We start from the raw sequence: 23,452 nt of genomic DNA, 5'->3' as shown, positions 1-23,452 counted from the left end.
TCCTCCCCATGCAGTTCAACCTCGCGGACCTGTTCGAGAGCGTCGTCGACAAGATCCCGGAGAAAGAAGCCCTGGTCGTCTCCGACGTGCGGCGGTGGACGTACCGGGAGCTGGACCGCGAGGCGAACCGGGTGGCGCACTTCCTGCTGGCGCGGGGCGTCGGGGTGGGCGACCACGTCGGGATGCACATGTACAACGGGTCGGAGTACGTGGTGGCCGTCCTGGGGTGCCTGAAGATCCGTGCAGTGCCGATCAATATCAACTACCGCTATGTGGCCGGCGAACTCCGTTACCTCTACAGGGACGCCGATCTGGTCGCCGTAGTAGTGGATGCGGAGTTCGGCGATCGGGTGCGCGAGGTCGCCGGCGACTCCCCGAAGCTCAAGACGATCGTCTCCGTCGGCGGCTCTATAGAGGATCTGCCCTCTGTTACCTATGAGGACGCGGTACGTGGGCAGTCCGAGGAGCGCGACGGACTACTTCCCCATGGAGAGCGCTCTGCAGACGACCTCTACATCATCTATACCGGCGGGACCACAGGGATGCCCAAGGGCGTCATGTGGCGCCATGAGGACATCTTCTACGCGGGGATGGCAGGGGGACGTCCTTATGGCGAACCCATGAAGGACCCGTCGGAGATCGCCGACGGGATCGACCCTGCGGCGGGCCAGATGGCGACCTTCCCTGTAGCGCCGCTCATGCACGGCGCCGCGCAGCTCGCCACGTTCATCAGCTTCAACATGGGCCAGAAGGTGGTCCTGAACCGGAAGTTCGACGCGCACGAGGTACTGCGCACCGTCGAGCAGGAGAAGGCGAACGTCATCTCCATGGTCGGCGACGCGATGGGCCGCCCCCTGGCCGAAGCGCTGGCCGGGCCGCTGGCCGGGACCGACGTCAGCAGCCTGTTCGTGCTCAGCTCGGCCGGCGCGATCCTGTCCGAGGCGGTGCGCGAACAGCTCCAGGCGCAGCTACCGAACGTGCTGATCCGGGACAACTTCGGCTCCACGGAGAGCGGCTTCAACGGCGACGCCGCGCCGGGCAGCGGTCCGGCGGGCGGGATGCGCTTCACCGTCAACGAGCGCACCACCGTGTTCCTCGACGAGGAACACCGGCCGGCCACGCCCGGCGACGGCCGGGTCGGGCGGGTGGCGCAGCACGGCAACGTACCGCTGGGGTACTACAACGACCCGGCGAAGACCGCCGAGACGTTCTTCGAGCACGACGGCCGGCGGTGGGTGCTGCTCGGCGACATGGGGACGCTGGAGGCGGACGGTTCCGTCTCGGTGCTCGGACGCGGCTCGCAGTGCATCAACACCGGCGGGGAGAAGGTGTTCCCCGAGGAGGTCGAGGCGGTGCTGAAGTCGCACCCCGGGGTCTTCGACGCGATCGTCGCCGGGGCGCCGGACGAGCGGTTCGGGAACCGCGTGGCGGCCGTCATCCAGCCGCGTTCGGACGGGGACGACGCCCCGACGGACGGCGAGCTGGAGGAGTTCTGCCGTGGCAGACTTTCTGGTTACAAGGTGCCCAGGCTGCTGGTGAGGGTGTCGCATATCCGCCGTTCACCCAGTGGAAAACCCGACTACCCTTGGGCGAAAGAGCTGGTCACCGAAGCGGCGCGCGGCGGAAAATGAGACGCGGGTCACACGAAACCCTCTTGCGCCGGAAATGAGTTGACAGTCTGCGGGCTGCCACCACTGGACCTTTGCCGACCCGGTGACTTACGCTACTTACGCTAACGTAACCTACGAACCCGTAAGTTTCGGGTCCGTAGGTCCGTCCCCCAAGGCCCGCTTCCCCAGGCCTGAGCGTGTAGGAGCTCTTCCCATGACCGTCACCGACCTGCCCCGACAGGGCACCCGCCCGTCGCCCGCCATGTCAGAGGCGGCGCTGCTCAGCGAGCTGGAGCAGGTGGTGGAGGAGAACCTGAACCGCCACCTGTCCACCGCCAAGGAATGGTTCCCGCACGAGTACGTCCCGTGGAGCGAGGGCGAGAACTTCGACGGCGTCCTGCAGGGCAAGCCCTGGAGCCCGGACCAGTCCCGGATCCCGGACATCGCGCGCATCAGCCTGGTCCTGAACCTGATGACCGAGGACAACCTGCCCAGCTACCACCGCGCGATCGCGGTGCAGTTCGGCCAGGACGGCGCCTGGGGCACCTGGGTGCACCGCTGGACCGCCGAGGAGGGCCGGCACGGCATCGCGATCCGCGACTACCTGCTGACCACCCGCGCCGTCGACCCGGTGGCGCTGGAGCGCGAGCGCATGACGCACATGTCGAACGGCTACAGCCAGCCGGACAGCTACGACGCCGTGCACTCGGTGGCGTACGTGAGCTTCCAGGAGCTGGCGACCCGCATCGCGCACCGCAACACCGGCAAGGTCTCCCAGGACCCGGACTGCGAGCGCCTGCTGGCCCGCGTCGCGCAGGACGAGAACCTGCACATGCTCTTCTACCGCAACCTGCTGAGCGCGGCCTTCGAACTCGACCCGGACCAGACCATGCGCGCAGTGACGAACGTGGTCCAGCAGTTCCAGATGCCGGGCTCGGGCCTGCAGGACTTCAACCGCAAGTCGGTGATGATCGCCAAGGCCGGCATCTACGACCTGCGCATCCACCACGACGAGGTGTTGATGCCGATCCTGCGCCAGACCCGCGCCCTGGAGCGCGACGACCTCGGCGCGGAGGGCGAGATCGCCCGCACCGAACTGGTGGAGTTCATGGACGGCCTGGACACCGCCGCATCGCGCTTCTGCGAGCGGCGCGAGGCGCTGCTGGCGAAGCAGGCGGCGCGGCGCGAGAAGTAGGACGGCCGGGGGGACGGCTGGCGCTGCCGGGCGGCGGCGGCTCGAAGTCCAGGCGACCGGGCGACCGGAGCCGCCGGGGAGCCCAAGCAGCCGGGGCGGCTCGCGAGTGCCGCTGCCAAGGGCGCCTGCGAGCGCCCCACCCGCCCGAGTCGAATCAGCTTGTTGATGTAAGAGGCGCGTGGTCCCGCGCGCCGAAAAAAGTGAAACAGAACCCTAAAGTCCTCCGGGCGATCTGCCGATACATCTAGTAAGCGGCCCGGCCCCGGCGTAGCCCGCGTTCCTGCCCTCCGCGAGCGCGCCGCCGCCGGACCCGCCTCCTGGTAGAAGGTCGCCGGCCGGTTGCCCCCCGGCCTGTCGGGGACCGGTTTCGACCGTGATGATCTGCGGAATTCAGCACCCGCAGATCATCACGGCGTTGCTTTGGGGGCGTGCGCCGGCGCCGGGGCAGCCGCGACCACCGGCGACCTGAGCTGAATCAGGACCCGCCACCGCAGCAGACCAGCTTCCCGGCGAGCCTCTGCGGCCGCGCCGGAACAAGCTCGCGGCGACAAGTGGTGTGAGCCGTATCGGAGCAGCAGCACAGCGTCGCAACCAGGCGAGCCGCCGCAGCCGGTGCCAGGGCCGGCTCACGCCGCATCAGGGCCCATCAAGAGCAACAACGCAGCATCCCGGCCAGGCGAGTCGCCGCAGGCCGGTGCCAGGGCCGGCTCGCCCCGCATCAGGGCCCGTCAGAGCAGCAGCGCAGCATCCCAACCACGCGAGCGCCGCCGCAGCCGGTGCCAGGCAGGCTCGCGCCGCATCAGGGCCCGTCAAGGCAGCAGCACAGCATCCCAGCCAGACGAGGCCGCCGAAGCCGGTGCCAGGGCGGGCTTGCGCCGCATCAGGACCTGTCAGGGCAGCAGCGCAGCATCCCGGCCACGCGAGCCGCCGCAGCCGGCGCCAGAGCCGGCATGCGCCGCATCAGGGCCCGTCAGGGCAGAAGCGCAGCATCCCGGCCCCGAGCCTCCGGAGCCGGTGCCAGCCCGGCTCGCGCCGTATCAGGGCCCGTCAAGGCAGCAGCACAGCATCCCGGCCAGGCGAGAGCAGCCGCAGCCGGTGCCAGGGCTGGCTCGCCCCGCATCAAGGCCCGTCAAGGCAGCAGCGCAGCATCCCGACCACGCGAGCCGCCGCAGCCGGTGCCAGGCAGGCACGCGCCGCACCAGGGCCCGTCAGGGCAGCAGCACCAGCTTCCCGAGCGCGCCGCCCCGCTGCATCCGGCGGTGGGCCTCTGCGGCCGAGGCCAGGGGTAGCGTCGCCGCGATGTGTGGGGTGAGCGTGCCGGCGTCCGCGAGGTGGGAGAGCTCTGCCAGGTCGCCGACGGCCTCGTCCACGAACACTGTCACCGGGTCGATTCCGCGCGCCGGGGTGAACTGGCCGCCGGGGATCCAGAACTCCGGTACGACTGTGGCGTAGCGGCCGCCGTCGCGGACCCTGGCGAACGCCGCGAGTGCCATAGCGCCTCCGGCGACGTCCAGGGCTGCGTCGACTGCGGGGCCTGTGCCGGGGGTGTCGGGGACCTCGTCTGGTCCGGTCACCACCTCGATGCCCCGCGCCCGCGCCAGCTCCACCGTGAAGCCGCCGACTGCGCTGCCGGGGCGGTTCACCAGCAGCGTCTCCCCTGGGGCCAGCGCGAGCTGGTGCAGCGCCGTCTGCGCCGTCAGCCCCGCCAGTGGCAGCGCTGCTGCCTCGGCCCAGTCCAGCTTCGTCGGGGCCGCCGCGACCAGGCGCTCCGGCAGGATCACGTACTCCGCGTAGCCGCCGATCTGCGTCCGCGAGTGCGCCGTGTAGCCGATCACCGCCGTTCCCGCCGGGAAGGCCTCGGTGCCGACCTCCACCACCCCGGCCACGTCGTACCCCGGCACCATCGGCATGCGCAGCGGTTCCGGCCACACGTAGCGCCCCTCGCGCATGCCGATGTCGGCGGGGTTCACGGCGGCGGCGCGCACGCGGATCAGGACCTCGCCGGGGGCGGGGTCGCGGATGGCGAGCTTCGTCGGGATCAGGTTCTCGGCGGGCCCGAACTCGTGGACCGCCATGGCGTTCATCGTCGTCATGGGACTGACGCTATGGTCGATCGGCCGGGGCCGCCTTGACCTGGATCAAGCGGTGACCAGAAGCCTGCGACGGATGCGGCTCAGTGCCTCCGGCGTCACGCCGATGTACGCCGCGACCTGCGACAGCGGCACGCGGGGCGCGATCGCCGCGAAGTCGTCGAGGAAGGTGCGGTAGCGCTCGGCGGCGTCGTCGAGCAGCAGCGTGCGGTTGCGGAGCTCCGCGGCGACGAACTTGTGCTCCGTCAGCCGTGCGGTGAGTTCCCGCCAGCCCGCGTGGCGTTCGATGAGCTCCGGGATCGCGCCCGGCGGCATCGCGAGGTACCGCGTCGGTTCCAGGGCCTGGATCGCCAGGTCGGAGATCTCCACCGTCAGCAGCGCGCGGTACGTGCACACCAGCGCGTCGTCGGAGGCGAACGTGTTGACGCGCTCGCGTCCGTCCGGGCCGACGAACACCTGCCGCACCAGCCCCCGCAGGATGAAGCTCGACCGCGAGTCCGAGTCCCCGATCCGCGCCAGGTACTCGCCCTTGGCGGCCTCGGCCACCCGGAAGCGCCGCGCCGGCTCCAGCTCGGCGTCGGTCATCCCCGGAGCCCACCGCCGGGCGAAGGCGGCGAACTGCTCGAACGCGGCAGACGTGACCGGCGCACCAGACATCCAAGCCTCCTCCGTGACAACTTCCCCACTAAGAAGGCCCTGCCGACCGCCCGCGATTCCCACCGCACAGCAGAAAGCCCGCCGACGCAGCTCAGGACGCGTCGGCGGGCTCCCACCGGATAACGACAGGCGCGGGGAGCTACTTGATCGACCCCGCGGTCAGCCCGTCGACGACCCTGCGCTCGATCAGCCCGAACAGCACGATCACCGGGATCGTCGCGATCAGCGTGCTCGCGAACAGATGTCCGTAGTCGACGGTGTACTGCCCGATGTAGTTGTCCACCGCCACCGAGAACGGGGCCTTGTCCGGACTCGTCGTCAGTGTCAGGGCCACGATGAACTCGTTCCACGCCGCGATGAACGTGAAGATCAACGCGGTCACGATCCCCGGCATCGCCAGCGGGATCGTCACCCGCCGGAACGCGCCGAGGCGCGTGGCCCCGTCGATCATCGCGGCCTGCTCCAGTTCGACCGGGATGGCCGCGAAGTACGCCGACAGGATCCACACCGCGAACGCCAGGTTGAAGCCCGCGTCCACGACCACCAGCGCCCAGACCGAGTTGATCCCGCCCAGGTCGCGCATCTCGCCGTAGATGCCGACCACCATCGCGGTGGGCTGGAACATCTGCGTGACCAGCACCAGCAGCAGGAACGCCTTACGGCCGCGGAACTTCTTACGGGCCGTGTAGTACGCCGCCGGCAGCGCCACCAGCAGCACCAGGAACGTCGCGCCGAAGGCGACCTCCAGGGTGATGCGCATGTTGGTGCCGAAGCTGGAGTCGCCGGAGAACACCGTGGTGAAGTTCGACCACTGCAGGTGCTTCGGGATGATCGTCGGATCGGAGGTCTCGTTCACCGGCCGCAGCGCGGTCAGGAACATCTCGATGTAGGGGGTGATGAAGATCAGCGCGATCAGGTACGCGCCGCCGATCAGCGCGATCTTGCGCACGCCGGGCAGGCCGCGCGGCGGCTTCGGCGCGCCCGGCACGCGGTCCCGGCGCGCGGTCGGCGACGAGGTCGTGACTGCGGTCATGCGTCGACCTCACTGTTCCACTTGCTCACCTTCAGGAAGGCGAAGACGATCACGATCACCAGCGCGAAGTTCACCACCGACAGGGCCGCGGACTCGCCGATGTTCTGGCGCTTGAGGATCCACATGAAGACCGTGGTCGTCGCGGTGTCGTAGCCCGGTCCGCCGTGCGTCATCTCCCAGATGATCGGGAAGCTGTTGAACACGTTCATCACGTTGATGACGGTGGCCACCAGCAGCGCCGGCCGCAGCAGCGGCAGCGTGACCGAGAAGTACGTGCGCACCTTCGACGCGCCGTCGACCCTGGCCGCCTCGTAGACCTCGGCCGGGACGGTCTGCAGGCCGGCGATCACCGTGTAGCTGGCGAACGGGATCGACACGAAGACCGCGACGCCCATCTCCCAGATGAACCCGGAGGTGGAATGCCCCAGCCAGTCGGCGGTGGCGCTGTTGCGGTCCACCAGGCCCAGGTCGCTCAGGATGAGGTTGATGAACCCGTATCCCGGATAGAGCATCCACTTGAAGATGATCGAGGTCATCATCACCGAGGCGGCCCACGGAGCGATCAGCGCCCAGCGCGCGACGGTACGGCCCGGGAACTTCTTGTTGAACAGCTGCGCGACACCCAGCGAGATCACCATCGTGGCGGTGACGACCACCACCACCCAGATCCCGGTGCGCTCCAGCACACCGTTCAGGTCCTGTTCCTTGAACAGCTTGTTGTAGTTGTCCGTCCCGTTGGAGCCCAGGTTCACGCCGTAGCGCGACCAGTGGGTGGTCGAGGACTGGACCATCTTCACCACCGGCCACAGCACGGCGAAGGCGATCAGCGCGATCGCCGGGCCGATCCAGGCCAGCGGGGCCAGGCCGGAGAGGACCGACCTGGCGGAGGAGGGGCGGGACCGGGCCGGCCGGCCCCGCTCTGTGTGCGTCGTCATCGCTGGGACGTCCCGTACTGCCTTAGTTCTTCGCCGTCGCGACGGCCTGGATCTGGTCCAGGACGCCCTTCGGGTCGGAGGTCACGGCCTTGCCGACGATGTCCTTGACCTTCTGCGAGGCCGGGTCCCAGTTCGGGTCCGAGCTCGGGTACCAGGCGGCCGAGGGCAGCGCGTCGATGAACGGCTTCAGGGCCGGGTTCTGCGTCGACAGGTCGGTCGCCGCGTCCTGGGTGGCCGGCAGCAGGTCGTACTCGTTGTCGAACTGCTCCTGGTACTGCTTCTGCAGCGCGAAGTCCAGGAACTCGCCGATCGCGGTCTTGTGGTCCGGGTGCGTGTTGAAGGCCTCGATGAAGTCGGCGACGCCGAGCGGGGAGGTGACCGGGCCGGACTTGCCGGGGATCGCGGTGGCCTTCCAGTTGGTGCCGATGGTCCCCTCCTTGAGGATCGGGAGCAGCGACGGGGAGCCGTTGATCATGCCCGTGTTGCCGGCCGCGAAGTCCTTCCACAGGTCGGTGCGGGACTTGGTGGCCGGGTCGGACTCGGTCAGACCGGGCTTGACCAGGTTGTCGGTCAGCCACTGGAAGGTCTGCACGTTCTGCGGGGAGTTGATCGCCCACGCGCCCGAGGCGTCCTTGTAGCCGCCGCCGTTGCCCAGGAACCACAGGTAGGTCTCGGCCTGCGCCTCCTCCGAGCCCAGCGGGAGGCCGAAGCCGGTCTTGCCGATCCCCTTGATCTTCGCGGCGTCGGCGGCCACGTCGGCCCAGGTCTGCGGCGGCGAGGTGATGCCGGCCTGCTGGAACAGCGCGGTGTTGTAGAACAGCGCGCGGGTCGAGGTGGTGAACGGGATGCCGTACTGGGCCTGGGCGCCGTCCTGGCCCTTGGTCTGGCCGAGCTGGGCCACGTGCGGGATCAGGTTGGACACGGTCTGCGGGGAGACGATGTCCGAGGCCTTGTACAGCAGGCCCTGCGCCGCGACGTCGGCGTAGCCGCCGCCCTCGAACAGGTCCGGGGCGTCGTTGTTCTGGACCGCCGTGGTCAGCTTGGTGGCCAGGTTGTCCCAGGTCGCCATCTGCAGGTCGACCTTGACGTTCGGGTACTTGGCCTGGAAGGCGTTGATGATGCCCTGCCAGTAGAGCTTGGTGTCGTCGGTCGGGGTGCTGCCGTAGTTCGGGGCGAGCAGCGTGATGGTCACCGGCTTGGAGGAGCCGCCGGAGTTCGTCGAGCCGGACGACGAGGACTTGCTGGACGAGCACGCCGTCAGGGCGACAGCCGCGACCAGACCGGTCGCGGCGAGAGTGGCGAGACGCTTCACCTGGGATCCACCTTTGGAGGAAGAGTGAGGGTTGGGGACTACAGGTCGTGACGCTGGGACACGCTAATCACGTTTGGCTCAGCGGTATAGACCAGATGGTCGTCAGGTATAGACCAGTTATCGAACCGTCACCTCGGAATGCCCCCAAATAGGGATAAAATCGGGCGTAATCAAGGCCTTGAAAGCGACCTCACGATGAACCACCGTTGAGCCGCAGATGTTGATCAGGATCCCGGACGCTCCAGAGACTCTGACCGGATCGTTCCGCATCGGGGCCGGAACGGGTCTGCCGCGCGCCCGGCCGGACCGCGATCGTAGAGGGCATGACACAGCGAGCCCTCATCGTGATCGACGTCCAGGAGTCCTTCCGTTCCCGCCCCCTGTGGGCCCTGATCGACAACCCCGACATCGCGGACGACGTCAACCGCCTGGTGGACCACGCCCGGGACAACGGCGACCTGGTCGTCTGGGTCCTGCACCAAGAGCCCGGCACCGGCGGCGCCTTCGACCCGGAGTCCGGCCACGTGCGCTACCTCGACGGCCTGCGCGAGCCGGCCGCCGGCGAGCCCCAGATCCGCAAGACCTCCCACAACGCGTTCACCACCACCAACCTGCAGCAGCTGCTCACCGAGCAGGGCGTCGGCGAGCTGGCGATCTGCGGCATCCGCACCGAGCAGTGCTGCGAGACCACCGCGCGCCTGGGCTCCGACCTGGGCTACCAGGTGACGTTCGTGGTCGACGCGACCGCGACCAACCCGATCCCGCACCCGGACGCGCCGGAGGACCTGACCCCCGAGCAGCTGGTGGCCGACCCGCGCACGCTGCCGGCCGCGGCGGTCGTGGAGCGCACCGTCTTCGCGCTCGCCAAGCGCTTCGCGACCGTCGCGACGGTCGACGAGGTCGTCGGCGCGGGCGCGTTGGCAGACAGCCGGGTAGGCTGACCGGATTGTGAAGGTCGTCTTCCTGCTCATCCCGCGCCTGCATCTGCTGGACCTGTCCGGTCCGGCCCAGGTGTTCTCCACCGCCGACGATCTCGGTTTCCCGTACGAGCTGCGGTACTACGCCGAGCAGGAAGACATCGTGAGCGCGCAGGGCGTCCGGCTGCGTGCCGAGACCGACTGGCCCGGTGCCGGCCCGCAGGACCTCGTACTGGTCCCGGGCTGGCGCTCGCCCACGCTCAAGGGCAGCCCGCGCCCGGGCCGCGAGCTGCTGGCCCGGCTGGTCGAGCACCACCGCGCCGGCGGCACCGTGGCCAGCGTCTGCTCCGGCGCCGACGTGCTGGGCCAGGCCGGGCTGCTGACCGACCGGCGCTGCACCACGCACCACGACCTGCAGGACGAACTGGCGGCGCGGTATCCCCGGGCCCGCGTCGAGCGCGACGTGGTCTACGTCGCCGACGGCCGGGTGGTGACCTCCGCCGGTATCGCCAGCGGCATCGACCTCGCGCTGCACCTGGTCGCCGAGCGCCACGGCCCGGCCGCGGCGGCGCGCGTCGCCCGCGACATGGTGGTCTACGCGCGGCGCTCCGGCGAGGAATCTCAGGACAGTGCGATGCTGCGGCACCGCTGGCATCTGCGAGACGCGGTGCACCGCGCGCAGGACCGGATCGACACGGATTTTGCCGAACCTTTGCGCCTGGCCGATCTGGCCCGCGCCGGCGGTGTCAGCGAGCGCACGCTGACCCGGCAGTTCGTCGAGAGCACCGGGATGACGCCGCTGCGTTACCAGCAGACGCTGCGCGTGGAACGGGCCGAACACCTGATCGGACATGGGGCGACGCTGGAAGCGGCGGCCCGCGCGGTCGGTTTCGCCGATGCCCGGATGCTGCGCCGGCTCCGTTCGCGAGTGATGTAGGACACGTCGCTTTCGCCCTCTTGCTCCGCAACCGCCCCGGGGTCGCTGCGCGTCTGAGAAGCGCAGGGAAATGTTGGCAAGCTGGCGGTACCCATCAATGAATGGCCATACTCTGAGGCTGGATCGGGGACCGGACTGAGAGGATCGTGGATGACACCGGCACCGACGGGAAGGACCGGCGACGGCTATCCGGGACGCGGGGTTCCTCCGCGGCCGGACCGGCCGCAGGGACCGCCCCGCAGCCGTGATGTACCGCGGCCCCGGCCCCCGCAGGACCCGCACCAGGGGCCCGCAGCGGAGCCGCGGACGCCGTGGGACGACTACTCCAACCCTCAGGCCCCTCAGACCCCTCAAGCTCCCCAGTACCCTCAGCGCCCGCAGGGCCGCGATCCGCGGGCCGGGCAGCAGCGCGATCCGCGCGACCCCGGCCAGCAGCGCGTTCCCCGGGACCCGCGCGATCCGAGCCAACAGCCGCGCCAGGACTACCAGCAGCCCGGCTACCCGCCTCAGGCGGGCCGTCCGCAGGCCGGCTACGCCCAGCAGGCGCCGAGCTACCAGCAGAGCCCGAGCTTCCAGCGCGTGGACCGCGCGACGCAGGAGATGCGGACCCCCGAGGAGACACACGTCCCGCGCGGCACGCGGCGCCGCGTCCCTCAAAACCCTGAGGATCTGCGTCAAACGGGAGTCCCGGGCCCGCGGCCGCAGGCCAACGGCTATTCCCAGGGCCCGGACCAGGACGAGTTCTCCTCCAGCTTCCACGAGGGCTACGCCGGCTACGACGGGGACGACGGTCCCGAGGACGACGCCCTGGACGCCGAGCGCGGCGGCCGGGGCCGCCGCCGGGCGGGCAGCCGCCGCAAGGACCGGCTCTCCCCGGCCCAGCGCCGCCGCCGCAAGATAATCTTCCGCGGCGTCGCCGCGTTCCTTGCCGTGTTCCTGTTCATGACCAGTTACTCGCTGTACGGCGCGCTGAGCGCCCCGGGCAACATGAGCAACCAGGCGCGGGTGGCCGAATGGGCCCGCGGGCACGGCATGGGCTGGGCCGTGACGTGGATGGAGAACCAGCAGTACCAGAACAACAAGCCCAAGACCGGCGGCACGCTGTCCCCGCAGCAGCTGGCCGACCTGGCCCCGCCGTCGGCGACGCCGACGCTGGCCAAGAACGAGCACGTGCTGTCCCCGATGAAGCCGTTCGTGCCGAACCCGGCGCCCGGTGAGGGCGACTGGTCCCCCGCGGTCGTGGTGAACGGCGTGCCGGTGATCCAGACCGCGAAACTGCGCTCGGACCCTCAGCACCTTGAGTACCTGTCGGCGGTGTCGTGGATGGACCAGAAGCACGCCAGCTTCGTCCTGCACCCCGGCTCCCAGCAGCCCGGCACGGCCGGCTACAACCAGACCGACCACCTGGCCGGCGACCAGTTCAAGAACCTGATCGCGACCTGGAACGGCGCGTTCCTGCTGAACCCGAACGACGCGCACGGCGGCTTCTACCTCAACGGCAAGACCTACGGCACGCTGGTGCCCGGCCAGGCCTCGGAGGTGTTCTACAAGGACGGCACGATGAACGTCGGGTCCTGGAACTCCGGCCCCGGCCTGCAGATGGACCCGAACGTGGTCGGCGTCCGGCAGAACCTGCAGCTGCTGGTGGACAACGGCCAGGTCAACCCGAGCGTGGACAGCGAAGACAAGAAGCTGTGGGGCGTGACAGTCAAGAACGCCTACTTCGTGTGGCGCTCCGGGATCGGCGTCACCGCCGACGGTAACGTGGTGTACGCGATCGGGCCGGCCCTGTCGGTGCGTACGCTGGCCGAGCTGTTGCAGCGAGCCGGCGCGGTGCGCGGCATGGAACTCGACATCAACCAGGAGTGGGTGTCCTACATGACCTACGCCGCGAACCCGAACGGCACCGGGAATCCGACCTCGACGAAACTGCTGGACTTCGCCCGGACCGCGCAGCGGTACTTCTCCACCGAGGAACGCGACTTCGTGGCCGTATACAGTCGTTAACCGAAAGCTCGCTCGCTCTCTGACTCCCCTCTCGCTACCGTGGTTCGGGTAGCGAGAGGGGAGCGCTGTTTTTCATGAACGGGACCGTTTTCGGCATCATCCTGATCGTGCTCGCGGGGGCCGGAGGGGCCGCACTGTGGGTGGACACCGTCCGCAAGCGCGACAAGTGAAAGCTCAGTAGTGGTAGCCGCCGCCTCCACCGGAAGTGGAGGAACCTGACGAGCTGGACGGCATGGACGGGTTGGACGGCATCGTGGTGCCCGGGCCGGCCCCGGTCGCCAGGGTGGGGGTGGCGACGTACCACGTGCCGCCAGTGCCCTCGCCGTTCGCCTGTCCGGCTGCGCTGTCACCGGTGAACTCGTACAGCGGGTGACCGTTGTAGACCACCTGCCCGCTCACCACGGTCAGCGTGCCCGTGGCCGTGGTGGCCTCGGTCGGGCTGGTCGCGGTCAGCGCCGGCCAGGTCGCGGCGCAGCTGCCGGTGCACGTCGGCTTGCCGCCGGCGGTGTCCGGGGTGAAGTAGTAGAGCGTGTGGCCGTCCGGTGCTGTGAGCACCGCGGTCTGCGCCCCGTTGACGCTGGCCGAACCGCTGTTCACGGTGGTGCCGGAAGTGCCGGAACTGCTCGACGACGGACTGTTGCTCTTTCCCGACGAGGAGGAACAGGCCGCCGCCAGCGCGAGCAGCGCCACCGCCGACACGGCCCCGGCCACCCGGGCGGTGGGAGGAAAACCCGGCTTGGACATCTTTCGTGGCCCCTTTCGGCTCAGCGGAGGTCTTCGACCTCCACTGATGGCACGTACGGGGGGCCGTCGTGGTTCGGCCGGGCTCCCTCCCGCTCCTCGCGGGCGATGCCGTCAGGTGAGCTGGATCAGCGTCAGCGTCGTCCACACCCCGACATGGATGCGATACCCGGCCTCGACCGGGAAGGCCTGGTTCGCCGGGATCGGGGCGGTGTCGTCGTTGAGCACCGTGCCGTTCATCGACTCCAGGTCCACCACCTGCCAACCGCCGTCGGGGCGCTGCTGGAGCACCGCGTGCAGGTGCGAGACGCCGGGGTCGGTCGGCGGGCCGGTCAGGTCGATGTCGACGTTCCCGCGCTTGCCCGAGCGGCCGATGCGCACCGTGTCGCCCTTGAGCTCGTACTGGCGGTCCGGGCAGTACGGCGGGAACGGGTAGGCGTTGGGGTCGATCTCGCCCTCGGCGACCACCGCGTCGTAGTACGCGCGGTCGGCGCTGGCGATGGCGATCCACTGGACCGCGGTCGAGGCGCCGCGCGGGTCGGAGGTGACGGTCGCGGCCAGCGGGTCCTGGCCGGCCTGCGAGCCCTGATTCGCCGGACCGCCCTGGACGCCCTGGACGCTCTGGCCGTTCTGACCGCCCTGCCCGACCGAACCGGTCCGCCCACTGCTCGGATCGGTCTGCGAGCCCTGATTCGCTCCGGTCGCGACTCCGCGTGCGACCGGCCCGGTCTGGCCGCCCTGGCCAACCTGACCGCCGCCCCGCGCCGCCGCCTCGCGAGCCGCCTCCTCGGCCGCCCGCTGGGCCTTCTCGGCCTTGCGCAGCTCGGCCTCGATGTCCAGCTCGGGCTCGTCGAGCGTGTCGCTGCTCTGTTCCTCGTCGAACGGGAACCCGCAGCCCTCACAGAACGTGTCGCCGTCCTGCCGGGGCATCAGGCACTTCGGGCACGGCTCGCCGGCCGCGCCGAAGGACGGCGAGCCGTGGGCCGCCGGCCCGCCGGCCGGGGCCGCGTTCCCGGGCGCCGCCTGCGGCGCGCCCATCGACAGCCCGCACTCGTCGCAGTAGTCGGTCGCGACCGACTGGTGTCCGTCCGGACACGTGGCCATCATCGTCCACCCGCCTCAACGCCGACCGCGGCAGACCGCCGCGGATTCCGCACCCTCGCCATGCTCATTGCCTACCCCCCACAGGAGTCAGTTCCGCTTGGCCCGCACGGTCTTGGTGGAGACCACGTCGAGCTCCATCGCGTCGCCCTTGTCCACCTTGGCCTTGGCCCGCACCTTGGAGGTGGCCGGGTCGACCTCGGTGACCTTGCGCAGCATCTTGACGGTGTCCTCGTGCCCGGACTCCACCGCCAGGTCCATGGCCCGGCCCAGGCGGGCGGTGGCGGTGTCCAGGTCGCCGGCGGCCTGGGCGTCCAGGCCCTCCTGGATGGCCGCGGCCATCTCGGCCTGGCCGGTGTAGTGCGCGACCCGGCCGTTGATCCGCGTGGACAGGTCGGTGTCCTCGGTCCACACCGCGCGGATCTTGCCCTCGCCGAGCAGCGTGGCGCCGCCGGCGTCCTTGGCCACCAGCTGCACCCGGCCGGCCAGCTTCTCCTGGCCGATGTTGCCCGGCTCGACCTCGACGCAGATGTGGTACTCGCGGTTCTCCGCGCCCCAGGCGCCGGTCGGGTAGTCGCCGGTCAGCGGGTTGTCGCCGGGCACCCGCATGCCGGACAGGTCCGCCAGGTTCGGGCTGACCTGCTTGACGTAGCGGATCGTGGCGCCCTTGGGCGCCCACAGCCGCAGCGCGACGTCGGCGACCTCCTTGCCCATGGAGTTCACGGTCATCTCGCGGAAGTCCTCGGCCAGCCGGGCCGGGTCGCGGACGATGCCCACGGTGCCCAGCAGCGCCTCGGCGATCTTGCGCAGCTCCTTGGGCTCCCAGTCCTCGCCGATGCCGCGGCAGTCGGCGGTGAAGTTGCCGATGCTGGCCTGGATCGCGCGGGCCAGGTCGGCCGGGGTCTCGGACTCGTCCTTGCCGTCGGTGAGCAGGATCGCGTGCTTGATCGCGTGCGGGTGGGTGTCGAAGATCCGGCCTGCCTGGGCCAGCCAGCGGCCCATCGCCGTACCGCCGTTGGCGTGCAGGCGCCCGACCGCCTCCTTGGCCGCCGCGCGGCTCTGGTAGTCGGCGCGCAGCAGCTGCCCGCCGGTCGGGTAGACCACGCGCGCGCCCTCGGTGCCGGCCACCACCGCGAAGTAGGCGCCGTCGGACAGCGTGTCGATGGCGACCTTGGTGGCCTCCTTGGCCGCCATCATCTTCGTGCGCGGGTAGTCCATGGACCCCGAGCAGTCGATGATGATGACCTCGACGTTGTCCTTACCCGAAGCCGGGACGCCGCCCGACGGGACCGGCGCGCCGCCGGCCGCGGCCGTCGCGGTCAGCGTGACCACCGCGTGCACCTCGCGCTGGCCGGCGGCCAGGTACTCGTTCTGGTTGATCTCGAAAGCGAAGTCTGGGTACTGGCTCATGGCTGCTGACTTGCTCCTGTCTGGCCGGCGGCGCCCTCCGCGGGTGCCTGAACGGGATAGGGGACGAGCACGGCGGTGATGTTGTCGTGGCCCCCGGAGTCGAGGGCCTTCCGGACGAGCCGGGCGGCCGCGCCGAACGGGTCCGTCAGGGCTGCGGGCAGGGCGAGGGCTGCCAGGTCCGCGGCCTTCTCCACGTAGTTCCACAGGCCGTCGCTGCACACCAGGACGACGCCGGGGCCGTCGGGGGTGAAGCGCGCCAGGTGCGGTTCCGGGGCGCCGGAGTCGGCGCCGAGCCACGCCTCGATGGCGTGCGAGCCCTCGGCGGCGTCGTCCTGGGTCAGCGCGCGGGAGGTGCCGCGCTCGTCGAGCCAGTAGGCCCGGCTGTCGCCGAGCCAGGCCACGGTGACCTCCTCGCCGACGATCGCCGAGACGTAGGTGCAGGCCGGCGGGTTGCCGTGGTCGGCGTCGCGGGCGAGGTCGGAGACCGCGCGGTCGGCGTCGGCGACGGCGTGCCGGGAGATCAGGCTCAGGTCGGCGGGGCCGATGACCACCGGTGCGCCGGCCGCCTCGGCGGCGTCGTCGGGCTCCGTCTCGATCTCGGACTGGAGCTCCATCACCGCGGTCTCGACGGGATCGACGTGCGCCGGCTCCGGCTCCGGCACGCGCTCGGCGACCGGCTCCGGAGTCCCGGCCGCGATCGCGGTCAGCAGCAGCTTCGCCGCCGCCGCGACGGCCGCGGCCGAGGCCTCGTCGGGCCGCTCCGAGGTGGACACCCCGTCGCAGACCACGGCGACGACCAGGTTCCGGCCGTCCAGCCCGAGCGCCGGGCGCAGCGCCATCGAGTCCTCGTTGCGGGGGTGGCGCAGCCCCCGGTCGCTGATCCCGGCCACCACGCCGAGGTCGACCTCCATCCGGTCGCGGCGGCGCGGCTGCAGGTCCCCGCAGTCGGTGCAGTAGCCCTCGGCGTCGATCTCGGTGCCGCCGCAGGACACGCACGGCTTGGGGCCCTGGAACTCCGAGGGCTCCTCCTCGCCGGTGACCGGCTCGTCGACCCCGTAGCCGCAGGCCTCGCAGAACCGGGCGCCCTGCTCCATCACCAGGTCGGTGGCCCCGCAGTTCGGACACGTCAGTTGTAGCGGCATCGAGTGATCCGCCTCCTGTCCGGCCTCGGCAGCCATGGTGGTCTCGACGGTCATATCAGGGTCCTGGGCCGGACCGCGTTGGCCTGGTCGACCAGCTCGATCCGCTTGGTGCGGTCGGTGGCCAGCCGGGCCAGCGAGCGGTAGACGTGCTCCATGCCCAGGCGCAGCGAGCGCTCGTCGACCTCGCGGTCGATCAACTTCTGGCCGGGGACCAGGTCGTTCGGCTTCTGCACGGTCAGCCGCGCGCCCGCGGCGCTGAGCACGTCCAGCGCCAGCCAGTTCGCCTGCTCGGAGTCCAGCCGGGTGGCCAGCCACGCGTAGCGGGCGTCGATGTCGGCCAGGTCGGCACCGGACAGGTCGCGGTCGCGGTCCACCAGCAGGGCCCGCAGCGCGGCCTCGGCGGCGGCCGTGTGGTGCGTCGAGGTCTGCGGCACGGCGCCGAAGGCGCGCACCGCCGCGTCCCGCTGCCCGGTGCGCAGCAGCGCGCGGGCCAGGCCGAACGCTGCGCTGACGTAGCCGTGGTCGGTGCGCCAGACCATGTCGTAGTAGCGGCTCGCGGTCGCCCAGTCGTTCAGGTGCTCCGCGCAGGCGGCCAGCGCCAGCTTCGGCGCCGCCTCGCCGGGCAGCGCGTCGTAGACCGCGGTGAACATCCGCGCGGCCTCCATGAGCATGCCGGAGGCCAGCTGGATCAGGCCGCGGTACCAGAAGGTGCGCCAGTCGCCGCCGTTGGCGTTCTCGAACTCGTCCAGGAGCCGGATCGCCGTGCTGAAGTCGACCTCGGCCGTGGCCACCAGCACCAGCCGCAGCTGGATCTCCTGAGAGGTGGCCAGCAGCGGCGAGTTCTCCAGGGCGAAGCGCTGCTCGACCAGGTCCACGGCGCCGAGGCCGGCCAGGAACTGCGCACCGGGGTCGTCGCGGTCCACCAGCGGGACCGGCAGCGCCCGCACCACCTCAAGCACGCCCGGGATCTCCACGGTGGTGCTCGGCACCCGCACCTCGGGGCCGAACATCACCGAGGCGCCGGGGTGCGGCTTGTCCTCCTCCAGCGACAGCACCTCGCGCAGCACCGCGGTCAGCTGCTGCGCCATCTGCTCGGCGGACCCGAACCGCATCTCCGGGTCCCGGTCCGTGGCCCGCTGCAGCAGCTTGTAGAACGACTCGTGCCGGGCGAACAGCGGCACGTCAGTCGGCGCGGGCAGGGCGTCCAGGTAGGTGGTCTGGTAGGCCCGGGAGTCCAGGCTGGTCAGCACGGCCAGGGTGCGGCCGACGGTGTACAGGTCGGACTCGACCGACGGACCCTCGTCGGCGATCTCCGGGGCCTGATACCCCTTGGTGCCGTAGATCGCGGAGTCCTCGTCGTCCATCCGGATCACGCCGCCCATGTCGATGAGCTTGAGCTGCTCCTCGGACTGGATGATGTTGTCCGGCTTGAAGTCGTTGTAGACCAGGCCCAGGCTGTGCAGGTAGCCGAAGGCCGGCAGGATCTCGATCGCGTAGGCGATGGCCTGCGCCACCGGCAGCGGGCCGGCCTGCCCGGCCGGGTCGCGGTAGTCGGAGCGGATCTGCTTCAGCGAGCTGCCGCCGACGTACTCCATGACGATGTAGCCGACCGGCGCACCGGTGACGGCGTCCGGGTGCTGCACGAAGTTCAGGATCTGCACGATCGAGGGGTGGTTCACCTCGGCCAGGAACCGGCGCTCGGCGGCCGCGGCGGCCATCGCGTCGGCGTCCCCGGAGTCCAGCAGGCCCTTGAGCACCACCCAGCGCTCCGAGACGTTCTCGTCCTTGGCCAGGTAGATCCAGCCCAGGCCGCCGTGCGCGATGCAGCCGAGCACCGCGTACTGCCCGACCTTGTCGCCGGCCTTCAGCTTGGGCTCGAAGGAGAACGCGGTCCGGCACTTGCGGCAGAAGCCCTCGGTGCGGCCCGGGTTCCCGTCCCGGCCCCGGCCCACCGGCGCCGAGCAGTTGGAGCAGTACCGCTTCGCCTCCGGCACCTGCGGGTTGACCATGATCTCGGTCATCGGGTCCTTGGACGGGACCGGCGGCACCTCGATCAGCCCGGCGCCCAGGTTGCCGCGGCGCGACCGGCCGGTGCTGCCGCCCCGGGAGCCGCGGGTGCGGCTGGAGACCGAGGTGGAGTTGCGGCTGGAGGCCGAGGTGCCGGTGGAGCGTGTGGCGCTGGTGCGCGTGGACGTCGCGGTCCCGGTGCGCGTGGAGGCATGGCCGGCTCCGACGCGCGGCGTGCCCTGCTGCGCCGCCGCCGGAGCGGCGGCGGTACCGCAGGTGTCGCAGTAGCCGTCGGCGTCGATGGTCCCGTCGCAGCCCGGCTCAAGACAGGCGGTCACTGGTCTTTCCCTCTCCCCTGTAAAACCCTTGTGGAGCCCTGTGTGAATCCTCGTGGGTCCGGTCGGCCCGATCAGCTCTCGTCATCAGTGGACACCAGACCTATGACATGCTCGGCAGCGCGGCGCCGACCGCTGCCTGGTAGTGGCGGACGGCGGCCTCGGCACCGGCCAGGTCGCACGGCGCGGACCACAGCAGGTCCCGCGCCAGCCCGTGCGCGGCGGCCAGCGCCGGGGACTCGGCGATCCCGTGCCGGGCGGCGCGCGCCCGGTAGGCCTCCAGCAGCCCCCGCAGTTCGTCCCGGCGGTCCAGCGGAGCGCGGATCTGCCCGACCCGCTTCTGGGCGTTCTCCAGGACCACGCGGCTGTTCTTCTCCAGTGCCGACAGGTTCCGGCCGAGCAACGTCCAGGACTGTGCGGAACGTTCCCGCTGGAGGTCGGCGACCTTGGTGCGCAGGTGCGCGGCGGCCTCCGAGGCCGGCGGCAGCTTCACCCTGGCGATCTTCTCCCGCACCTCGCCGCGGATCCGTTCGGCCTCGGCCTCGGCCCGGGCGATCAGCACGATGACGTCCTGCACCCCGGCCAGCCGCTGGTCGAACTCCTCGCGGGCGGCCAGCGCCTGGTCCAGCTCGGTCTGCACGCCGGCCAGGTCGGCCAGCAGCCGCGCCACCCGGGCCGGGGTGGCGGCGCCCCCGCCGGCCGCGGTGCCGGCCGCGGTGCCGAGCGGGTCGGACAGCGCCCGGCGCCGCAGGTCCGAGGTCTGGGCCTCGATCCCGGCCAGCCGGTCGAAGACCGGATCGGCGCTCACCCCGACCCGGTCGGCGGTGCCGCGCGCGGCGCGGGCCCTGGCCTGGAGCTCGTCCAGCGGCTCCAGCAGCCGGTTCCACGCGTTCTCGGCGTCGACCGCGACCTTCTTGACCAGGTCGTAGGTCCGGGTCATGGACTCCACGGCCTCGTCCAGGGTGAGCAGGTCCTGGGTGCTGGCCGGGTCCAGCAGCCCGCGCCGCTCGAACGGCACGGCCTGCCGGGGCAGCGCCACCGACCGGCCGGTGAGCAGATCGGCCATGGCCGCCAGCTCCCGGTCGCCCAGCCGGGTCTTGGGGCCGCCGCGCATCGCCACGACCCGGTCGAGCACCTGCTGGTACGCCTCGAACACGGTCCACAGCCCGGCCAGCTCGGCCGAGGCCTGCGCCCAGGCCTGCGCCGTGGCACCGGTCAGCTGAGCGCCGTCCAGCAGCCGCCGGCCCGGGTGGTCGTCCAGTTCCAGCAGGCCCGCCGACACCCCCGAGCGCTCCTGGGCGCGGCGGTCGATCGCGGCGTCGATCGCCTGCCGGGTCCACATCGTCGTCACGGTCGTGCTCTTGCTCCCCCCATGCCCGTCTGACTGGAATCCCCTGCCCGTTCCATCAGCTCAGCTACCCACTGCCCGTTCCATCAGCTCAGCTACCCAGAGGATAGTGCTGGGGGATCTGTGGAAGAGACTTGGGCTGGGAACCCAAATCATTTGCAAACAGTGAGCGCCAGCCGTTCGGACCGGTGTCCTGGATCAGGTTCGCCAGGGCGGTGTTCACGAACGGGGTCAGATCGTTCGTGCCGCTGGCGGGATGGTTCGTGACGATGCCGTATGGCTGTTCTTCCTCGGCCGGAGCGGTGGTCATCTTGACGTGCGGATCCTGGCTCTCCATGCCGCGCAGGAGGGCGTCGTCGGTGTAGATCGCGCCGACCAGACCTTGTTGCAAGTCTGCGAGGCAGTCCAGGGCGTTCGCCGCGGTGAAGGTACCGGCCTTGCCCAGCACCCGCAGGATCTCGGCGGCCGACGTGGAGTTGAGCGTCGCGCACACCTTCACCTGGGAGCCGTCGGCGGTCTTGACGCCCTTCAGCCCGGCCAGGGACGCGGACTGGGGCTTGCCGTCGTCGCCGAGCGGCATCAGGAGCTTCAGCTCGGCGGTGTAGTAGGGGTTGGAGAAGCTCAGCGGCGTCGGGCTCTGCATCCGCGCGCAGGTGATGGTCGTGGTCTGCACGACCAGGTCCACGTTGCCCGCGTGCAGCTGGGCGTACTCACCGGTCTTGGGGTCCCCGAGGGTGACCACGCGGAACTGGATGTGGCCGTCGGAGCCGAAGATGGCGCGGGCCATCGCCCGGGCGATGTCGACGTCGAAGCCCTGGGGGTTGTTGTCGTGCTGCGGGTCGTAGCCGAACAGCTCGGTGTTCAGGTCGATGCCGGCGATCAGGAACCCGCGCTTGCGGATCTTGTCCAGGGTGCCGCCGGGCGCCACCTGGTCGTTCGGGCCCGGCAGCGGGTTCACGGCCGCGGCGGTGGCCTCCGGCCCGCAGAGCGTCGGCTTGAACGGCGTACCGCTGGGGACGCCGCCCGCGCCGATGCCCTGGCCGGACCGGGGCACCATGACGCTGCCCGAAGTGCCCTTGTTCTCCGCGCCGCAGGCGGCCGTGAGCCCGACCGCCGCCACGACGGCCGCGGCCGCCCATGTCCGGACCCTGATGTGCCGCATCCCGTCCATCCCGGTCATCCCCCGCCCCCTCACTGGTATTCCGCGATCCGGCGGCCCAGCCCCCGGACCACCGCCGCCGCCATCGCCAAAGCCAATACCCCGAGCCCGATCTCCAATCCGGCCAAGGCGTTCGCACCGCTCGCGGCCTCGTCCTGGAAGGAGGCCTCGGCGTACTTGATGGCCTGGTCCAGGTCGCCCTGGAGGGCGGTGAACGACGCCGCGGCGCTGGGCTTCGGCGCGGCGAAGTCGTGCTGGCCCAGCGCCGAGTCCACCGCCTTCGGGTACTGGTTCTGCGCGTCCGAGGCCCGCAGCGCCTGGTGCTGGGTGTGCCAGGCGCCCGCGTCGGCCGCGGCCTGGTTCGCGAGCTTCCGGCCGGCGTCGTCGGTCGCGAGCTGGGAGGCGTTCTGCAGCTCGGCGGCCAGCGCCTCCTCGGTGCCCGGGACGTGCGAGCCGTCCGCCGCGGTCACGCCCGCGTAGTCGGCCTCCTTGTCGTCCGCGGTGCCCCGGCCGACCAGCGTCAGCATCTCGTCGGTGCGCGCCTGCAGGGACAGGATGCGGGCCGTGGCCAGCGCGCTCACCTGATCCGAGCCCCGCGTCCTGGCGTCGTTCTCACGGCTGTTCTGCACCGTCATGTCGACCCCGGCCCAGGCGAAGGACACCACCAGCGCGGCCGTGGCGCCGAGCAGGCCGATGTTGAACGTCCGGTTCGTCCGCCGCGACTCGCGCGTCTGCACCAGCACGAGAGCCGCCAGCAGCAGGACGCCGGCCGCGATCATCAGCACCGGGAACTGCGTTGCCGTGTTCTCGGCCGAGGCGAGGTTCTTCGCCTCGGTGTCGGTGAGCGCCTGGGCCCACGGCAGGATCCCGGTCGGCGGGCTGGTCGCCGTGCCGGCGGTCCCCTGCATCAGGTTCGAGGCCTGAAGCAGGTAGCGGAATCCGACCGGGTAGCCGAGCAGGTTGTTCGCCGCCGCGGTGGCGTTCAGCTTGACGTACTGCGGCAGTTGGGCCGCGACCTGATTGAGCGCCTTCATCGCCGCGGTGTCGCCGCCGGCCTCGGCGGTCGCCGTCAGCAGCGCGCCCTGGGCCTTCTGCAGGTCGGCGTTGTACGTGTTCAGCAAGTCGACCGGCGCCTCGCCGACGTGCAGGTACATGGTGGTCGCGGTGGCGTCGGCGTCCGAGAGGCTGTGGTAGAGCACCTCAGCCTGCTGGATCATGACCCCGCTGTGCGACTTGGCGTCGTCGGCCCCGTCGGCGCGCACCTGGGCCCCGATGATCCCGACCGCACCGAACACCAGCGCCCCGGCGGCCAGCGCGGCGCGGATCCGCCCCAGTTTGCGATCCGTGCGCTGCCCCGCCGTTTTGGCCGGCTCGTTCGGCGCGGCGGCTGCCGCCGCGCCCTGTGTGGCCAGGACCTGGGTCGGCGCATGAGGTGTGGCGATCGTCATCCAGGAGCCCCCCTTTGGATCTGTAGCGTGTTTCGAGCCCGCCCGACGGGCCCCTGCCTTGCCTTCTC

At 70.8% G+C, this 23,452-nt stretch carries 18 protein-coding genes; 5 read left to right on the top strand and 13 right to left on the bottom strand.

Translation table 11 applies throughout. The features are described from left to right. Window positions 1-8: 8 nt before the first annotated feature. Together ABH935_RS10680 and ABH935_RS10675 are read left to right on the top strand one after the other, a co-directional pair. Entirely contained in the window at window positions 9-1,631 is a 1,623-nt protein-coding gene (locus ABH935_RS10680) for an acyl-CoA synthetase (RefSeq protein WP_370377672.1), read from the top strand. A gap of 193 nt (window positions 1,632-1,824) precedes the next feature. Next, complete coding sequence (locus tag ABH935_RS10675) at window positions 1,825-2,805, top strand: acyl-ACP desaturase (protein ID WP_370377671.1); 981 nt, start codon at window positions 1,825-1,827, stop codon at window positions 2,803-2,805. Window positions 2,806-4,013: 1,208 nt separating this feature from the next. Here the strand turns inward: ABH935_RS10675 and ABH935_RS10670 are convergent. The 5 genes from ABH935_RS10670 to ABH935_RS10650 form a co-directional block, all read right to left on the bottom strand. Then, a complete protein-coding gene (locus tag ABH935_RS10670; RefSeq protein ID WP_370377670.1) occupies window positions 4,014-4,898 on the bottom strand; it encodes an NADP-dependent oxidoreductase in 885 nt (294 codons plus the stop codon). A 45-nt stretch (window positions 4,899-4,943) separates the two neighbouring features. Beyond that, window positions 4,944-5,552, bottom strand: a complete 609-nt coding sequence (locus ABH935_RS10665) for a Crp/Fnr family transcriptional regulator (protein ID WP_370377669.1) — start codon at window positions 5,550-5,552, stop codon at window positions 4,944-4,946. Between the two features lie 139 nt (window positions 5,553-5,691). Then, window positions 5,692-6,585: a carbohydrate ABC transporter permease gene (locus tag ABH935_RS10660; protein ID WP_370377668.1), complete on the bottom strand. Its 894-nt coding sequence runs from the start codon at window positions 6,583-6,585 to the stop codon at window positions 5,692-5,694. Then, window positions 6,582-7,520, bottom strand: coding sequence for a carbohydrate ABC transporter permease (locus ABH935_RS10655; protein WP_370377667.1), 939 nt, complete (start codon window positions 7,518-7,520; stop codon window positions 6,582-6,584). The genes ABH935_RS10660 and ABH935_RS10655 overlap by 4 nt, the downstream gene beginning before the upstream one ends. Before the next feature lie 22 nt (window positions 7,521-7,542). After that, window positions 7,543-8,832: an extracellular solute-binding protein gene (locus ABH935_RS10650; protein ID WP_370377666.1), complete on the bottom strand. Its 1,290-nt coding sequence runs from the start codon at window positions 8,830-8,832 to the stop codon at window positions 7,543-7,545. A gap of 323 nt (window positions 8,833-9,155) precedes the next feature. Here ABH935_RS10650 and ABH935_RS10645 point away from each other — a divergent pair, with 323 nt between their 5' ends. From ABH935_RS10645 to ABH935_RS10635, 3 genes are all read left to right on the top strand, one after another. Further along, entirely contained in the window at window positions 9,156-9,773 is a 618-nt protein-coding gene (locus ABH935_RS10645; RefSeq protein ID WP_370377665.1) for an isochorismatase family protein, read from the top strand. 4 nt (window positions 9,774-9,777) lie between these two features. After that, window positions 9,778-10,686, top strand: a complete 909-nt coding sequence (locus ABH935_RS10640) for a GlxA family transcriptional regulator (RefSeq protein WP_370377964.1) — start codon at window positions 9,778-9,780, stop codon at window positions 10,684-10,686. A gap of 150 nt (window positions 10,687-10,836) precedes the next feature. After that, window positions 10,837-12,693: a phosphodiester glycosidase family protein gene (locus ABH935_RS10635; protein ID WP_370377664.1), complete on the top strand. Its 1,857-nt coding sequence runs from the start codon at window positions 10,837-10,839 to the stop codon at window positions 12,691-12,693. 174 nt (window positions 12,694-12,867) lie between these two features. On the opposite strand, the gene ABH935_RS10630 is transcribed toward ABH935_RS10635, so the two are convergent. The 8 genes from ABH935_RS10630 to ABH935_RS10595 form a co-directional block, all read right to left on the bottom strand. After that, window positions 12,868-13,437 carry a hypothetical protein gene (locus ABH935_RS10630; protein ID WP_370377663.1) on the bottom strand — a complete coding sequence of 190 codons (570 nt, stop codon included), beginning with the start codon at window positions 13,435-13,437 and terminating at the stop codon, window positions 12,868-12,870. 111 nt (window positions 13,438-13,548) lie between these two features. Then, window positions 13,549-14,541, bottom strand: a complete 993-nt coding sequence (locus tag ABH935_RS10625) for an FHA domain-containing protein (protein ID WP_370377662.1) — start codon at window positions 14,539-14,541, stop codon at window positions 13,549-13,551. Between the two features lie 84 nt (window positions 14,542-14,625). Then, window positions 14,626-15,945, bottom strand: a complete 1,320-nt coding sequence (locus ABH935_RS10620; protein ID WP_370377661.1) for a VWA domain-containing protein — start codon at window positions 15,943-15,945, stop codon at window positions 14,626-14,628. Then, window positions 15,942-17,141, bottom strand: a complete 1,200-nt coding sequence (locus tag ABH935_RS10615) for a PP2C family serine/threonine-protein phosphatase (RefSeq protein WP_370377660.1) — start codon at window positions 17,139-17,141, stop codon at window positions 15,942-15,944. Before ABH935_RS10615 ends, ABH935_RS10620 begins: the two co-directional genes overlap by 4 nt. Continuing rightward, window positions 17,138-19,432, bottom strand: a complete 2,295-nt coding sequence (locus ABH935_RS10610; protein WP_370377659.1) for a tetratricopeptide repeat protein — start codon at window positions 19,430-19,432, stop codon at window positions 17,138-17,140. Before ABH935_RS10610 ends, ABH935_RS10615 begins: the two co-directional genes overlap by 4 nt. Before the next feature lie 100 nt (window positions 19,433-19,532). Further along, the gene (locus ABH935_RS10605; RefSeq protein ID WP_370377658.1) at window positions 19,533-20,780 is read right to left on the bottom strand and encodes a hypothetical protein; all 1,248 of its coding nucleotides are present in this window, start codon (window positions 20,778-20,780) and stop codon (window positions 19,533-19,535) included. An 88-nt stretch (window positions 20,781-20,868) separates the two neighbouring features. Continuing rightward, window positions 20,869-21,957, bottom strand: coding sequence for a glutamate ABC transporter substrate-binding protein (locus ABH935_RS10600; RefSeq protein WP_370377657.1), 1,089 nt, complete (start codon window positions 21,955-21,957; stop codon window positions 20,869-20,871). Between the two features lie 11 nt (window positions 21,958-21,968). Then, complete coding sequence (locus ABH935_RS10595) at window positions 21,969-23,384, bottom strand: hypothetical protein (protein ID WP_370377656.1); 1,416 nt, start codon at window positions 23,382-23,384, stop codon at window positions 21,969-21,971. Between the last annotated feature and the right edge of the window lie 68 nt (window positions 23,385-23,452).

This window comes from Catenulispora sp. GAS73 (assembly GCF_041262085.1).
Lineage (GTDB): Bacteria > Actinomycetota > Actinomycetes > Streptomycetales > Catenulisporaceae > Catenulispora.
Note: the sequence above shows the minus strand (reverse complement) of the source record. Positions and strands in the feature narration are given on the sequence as shown.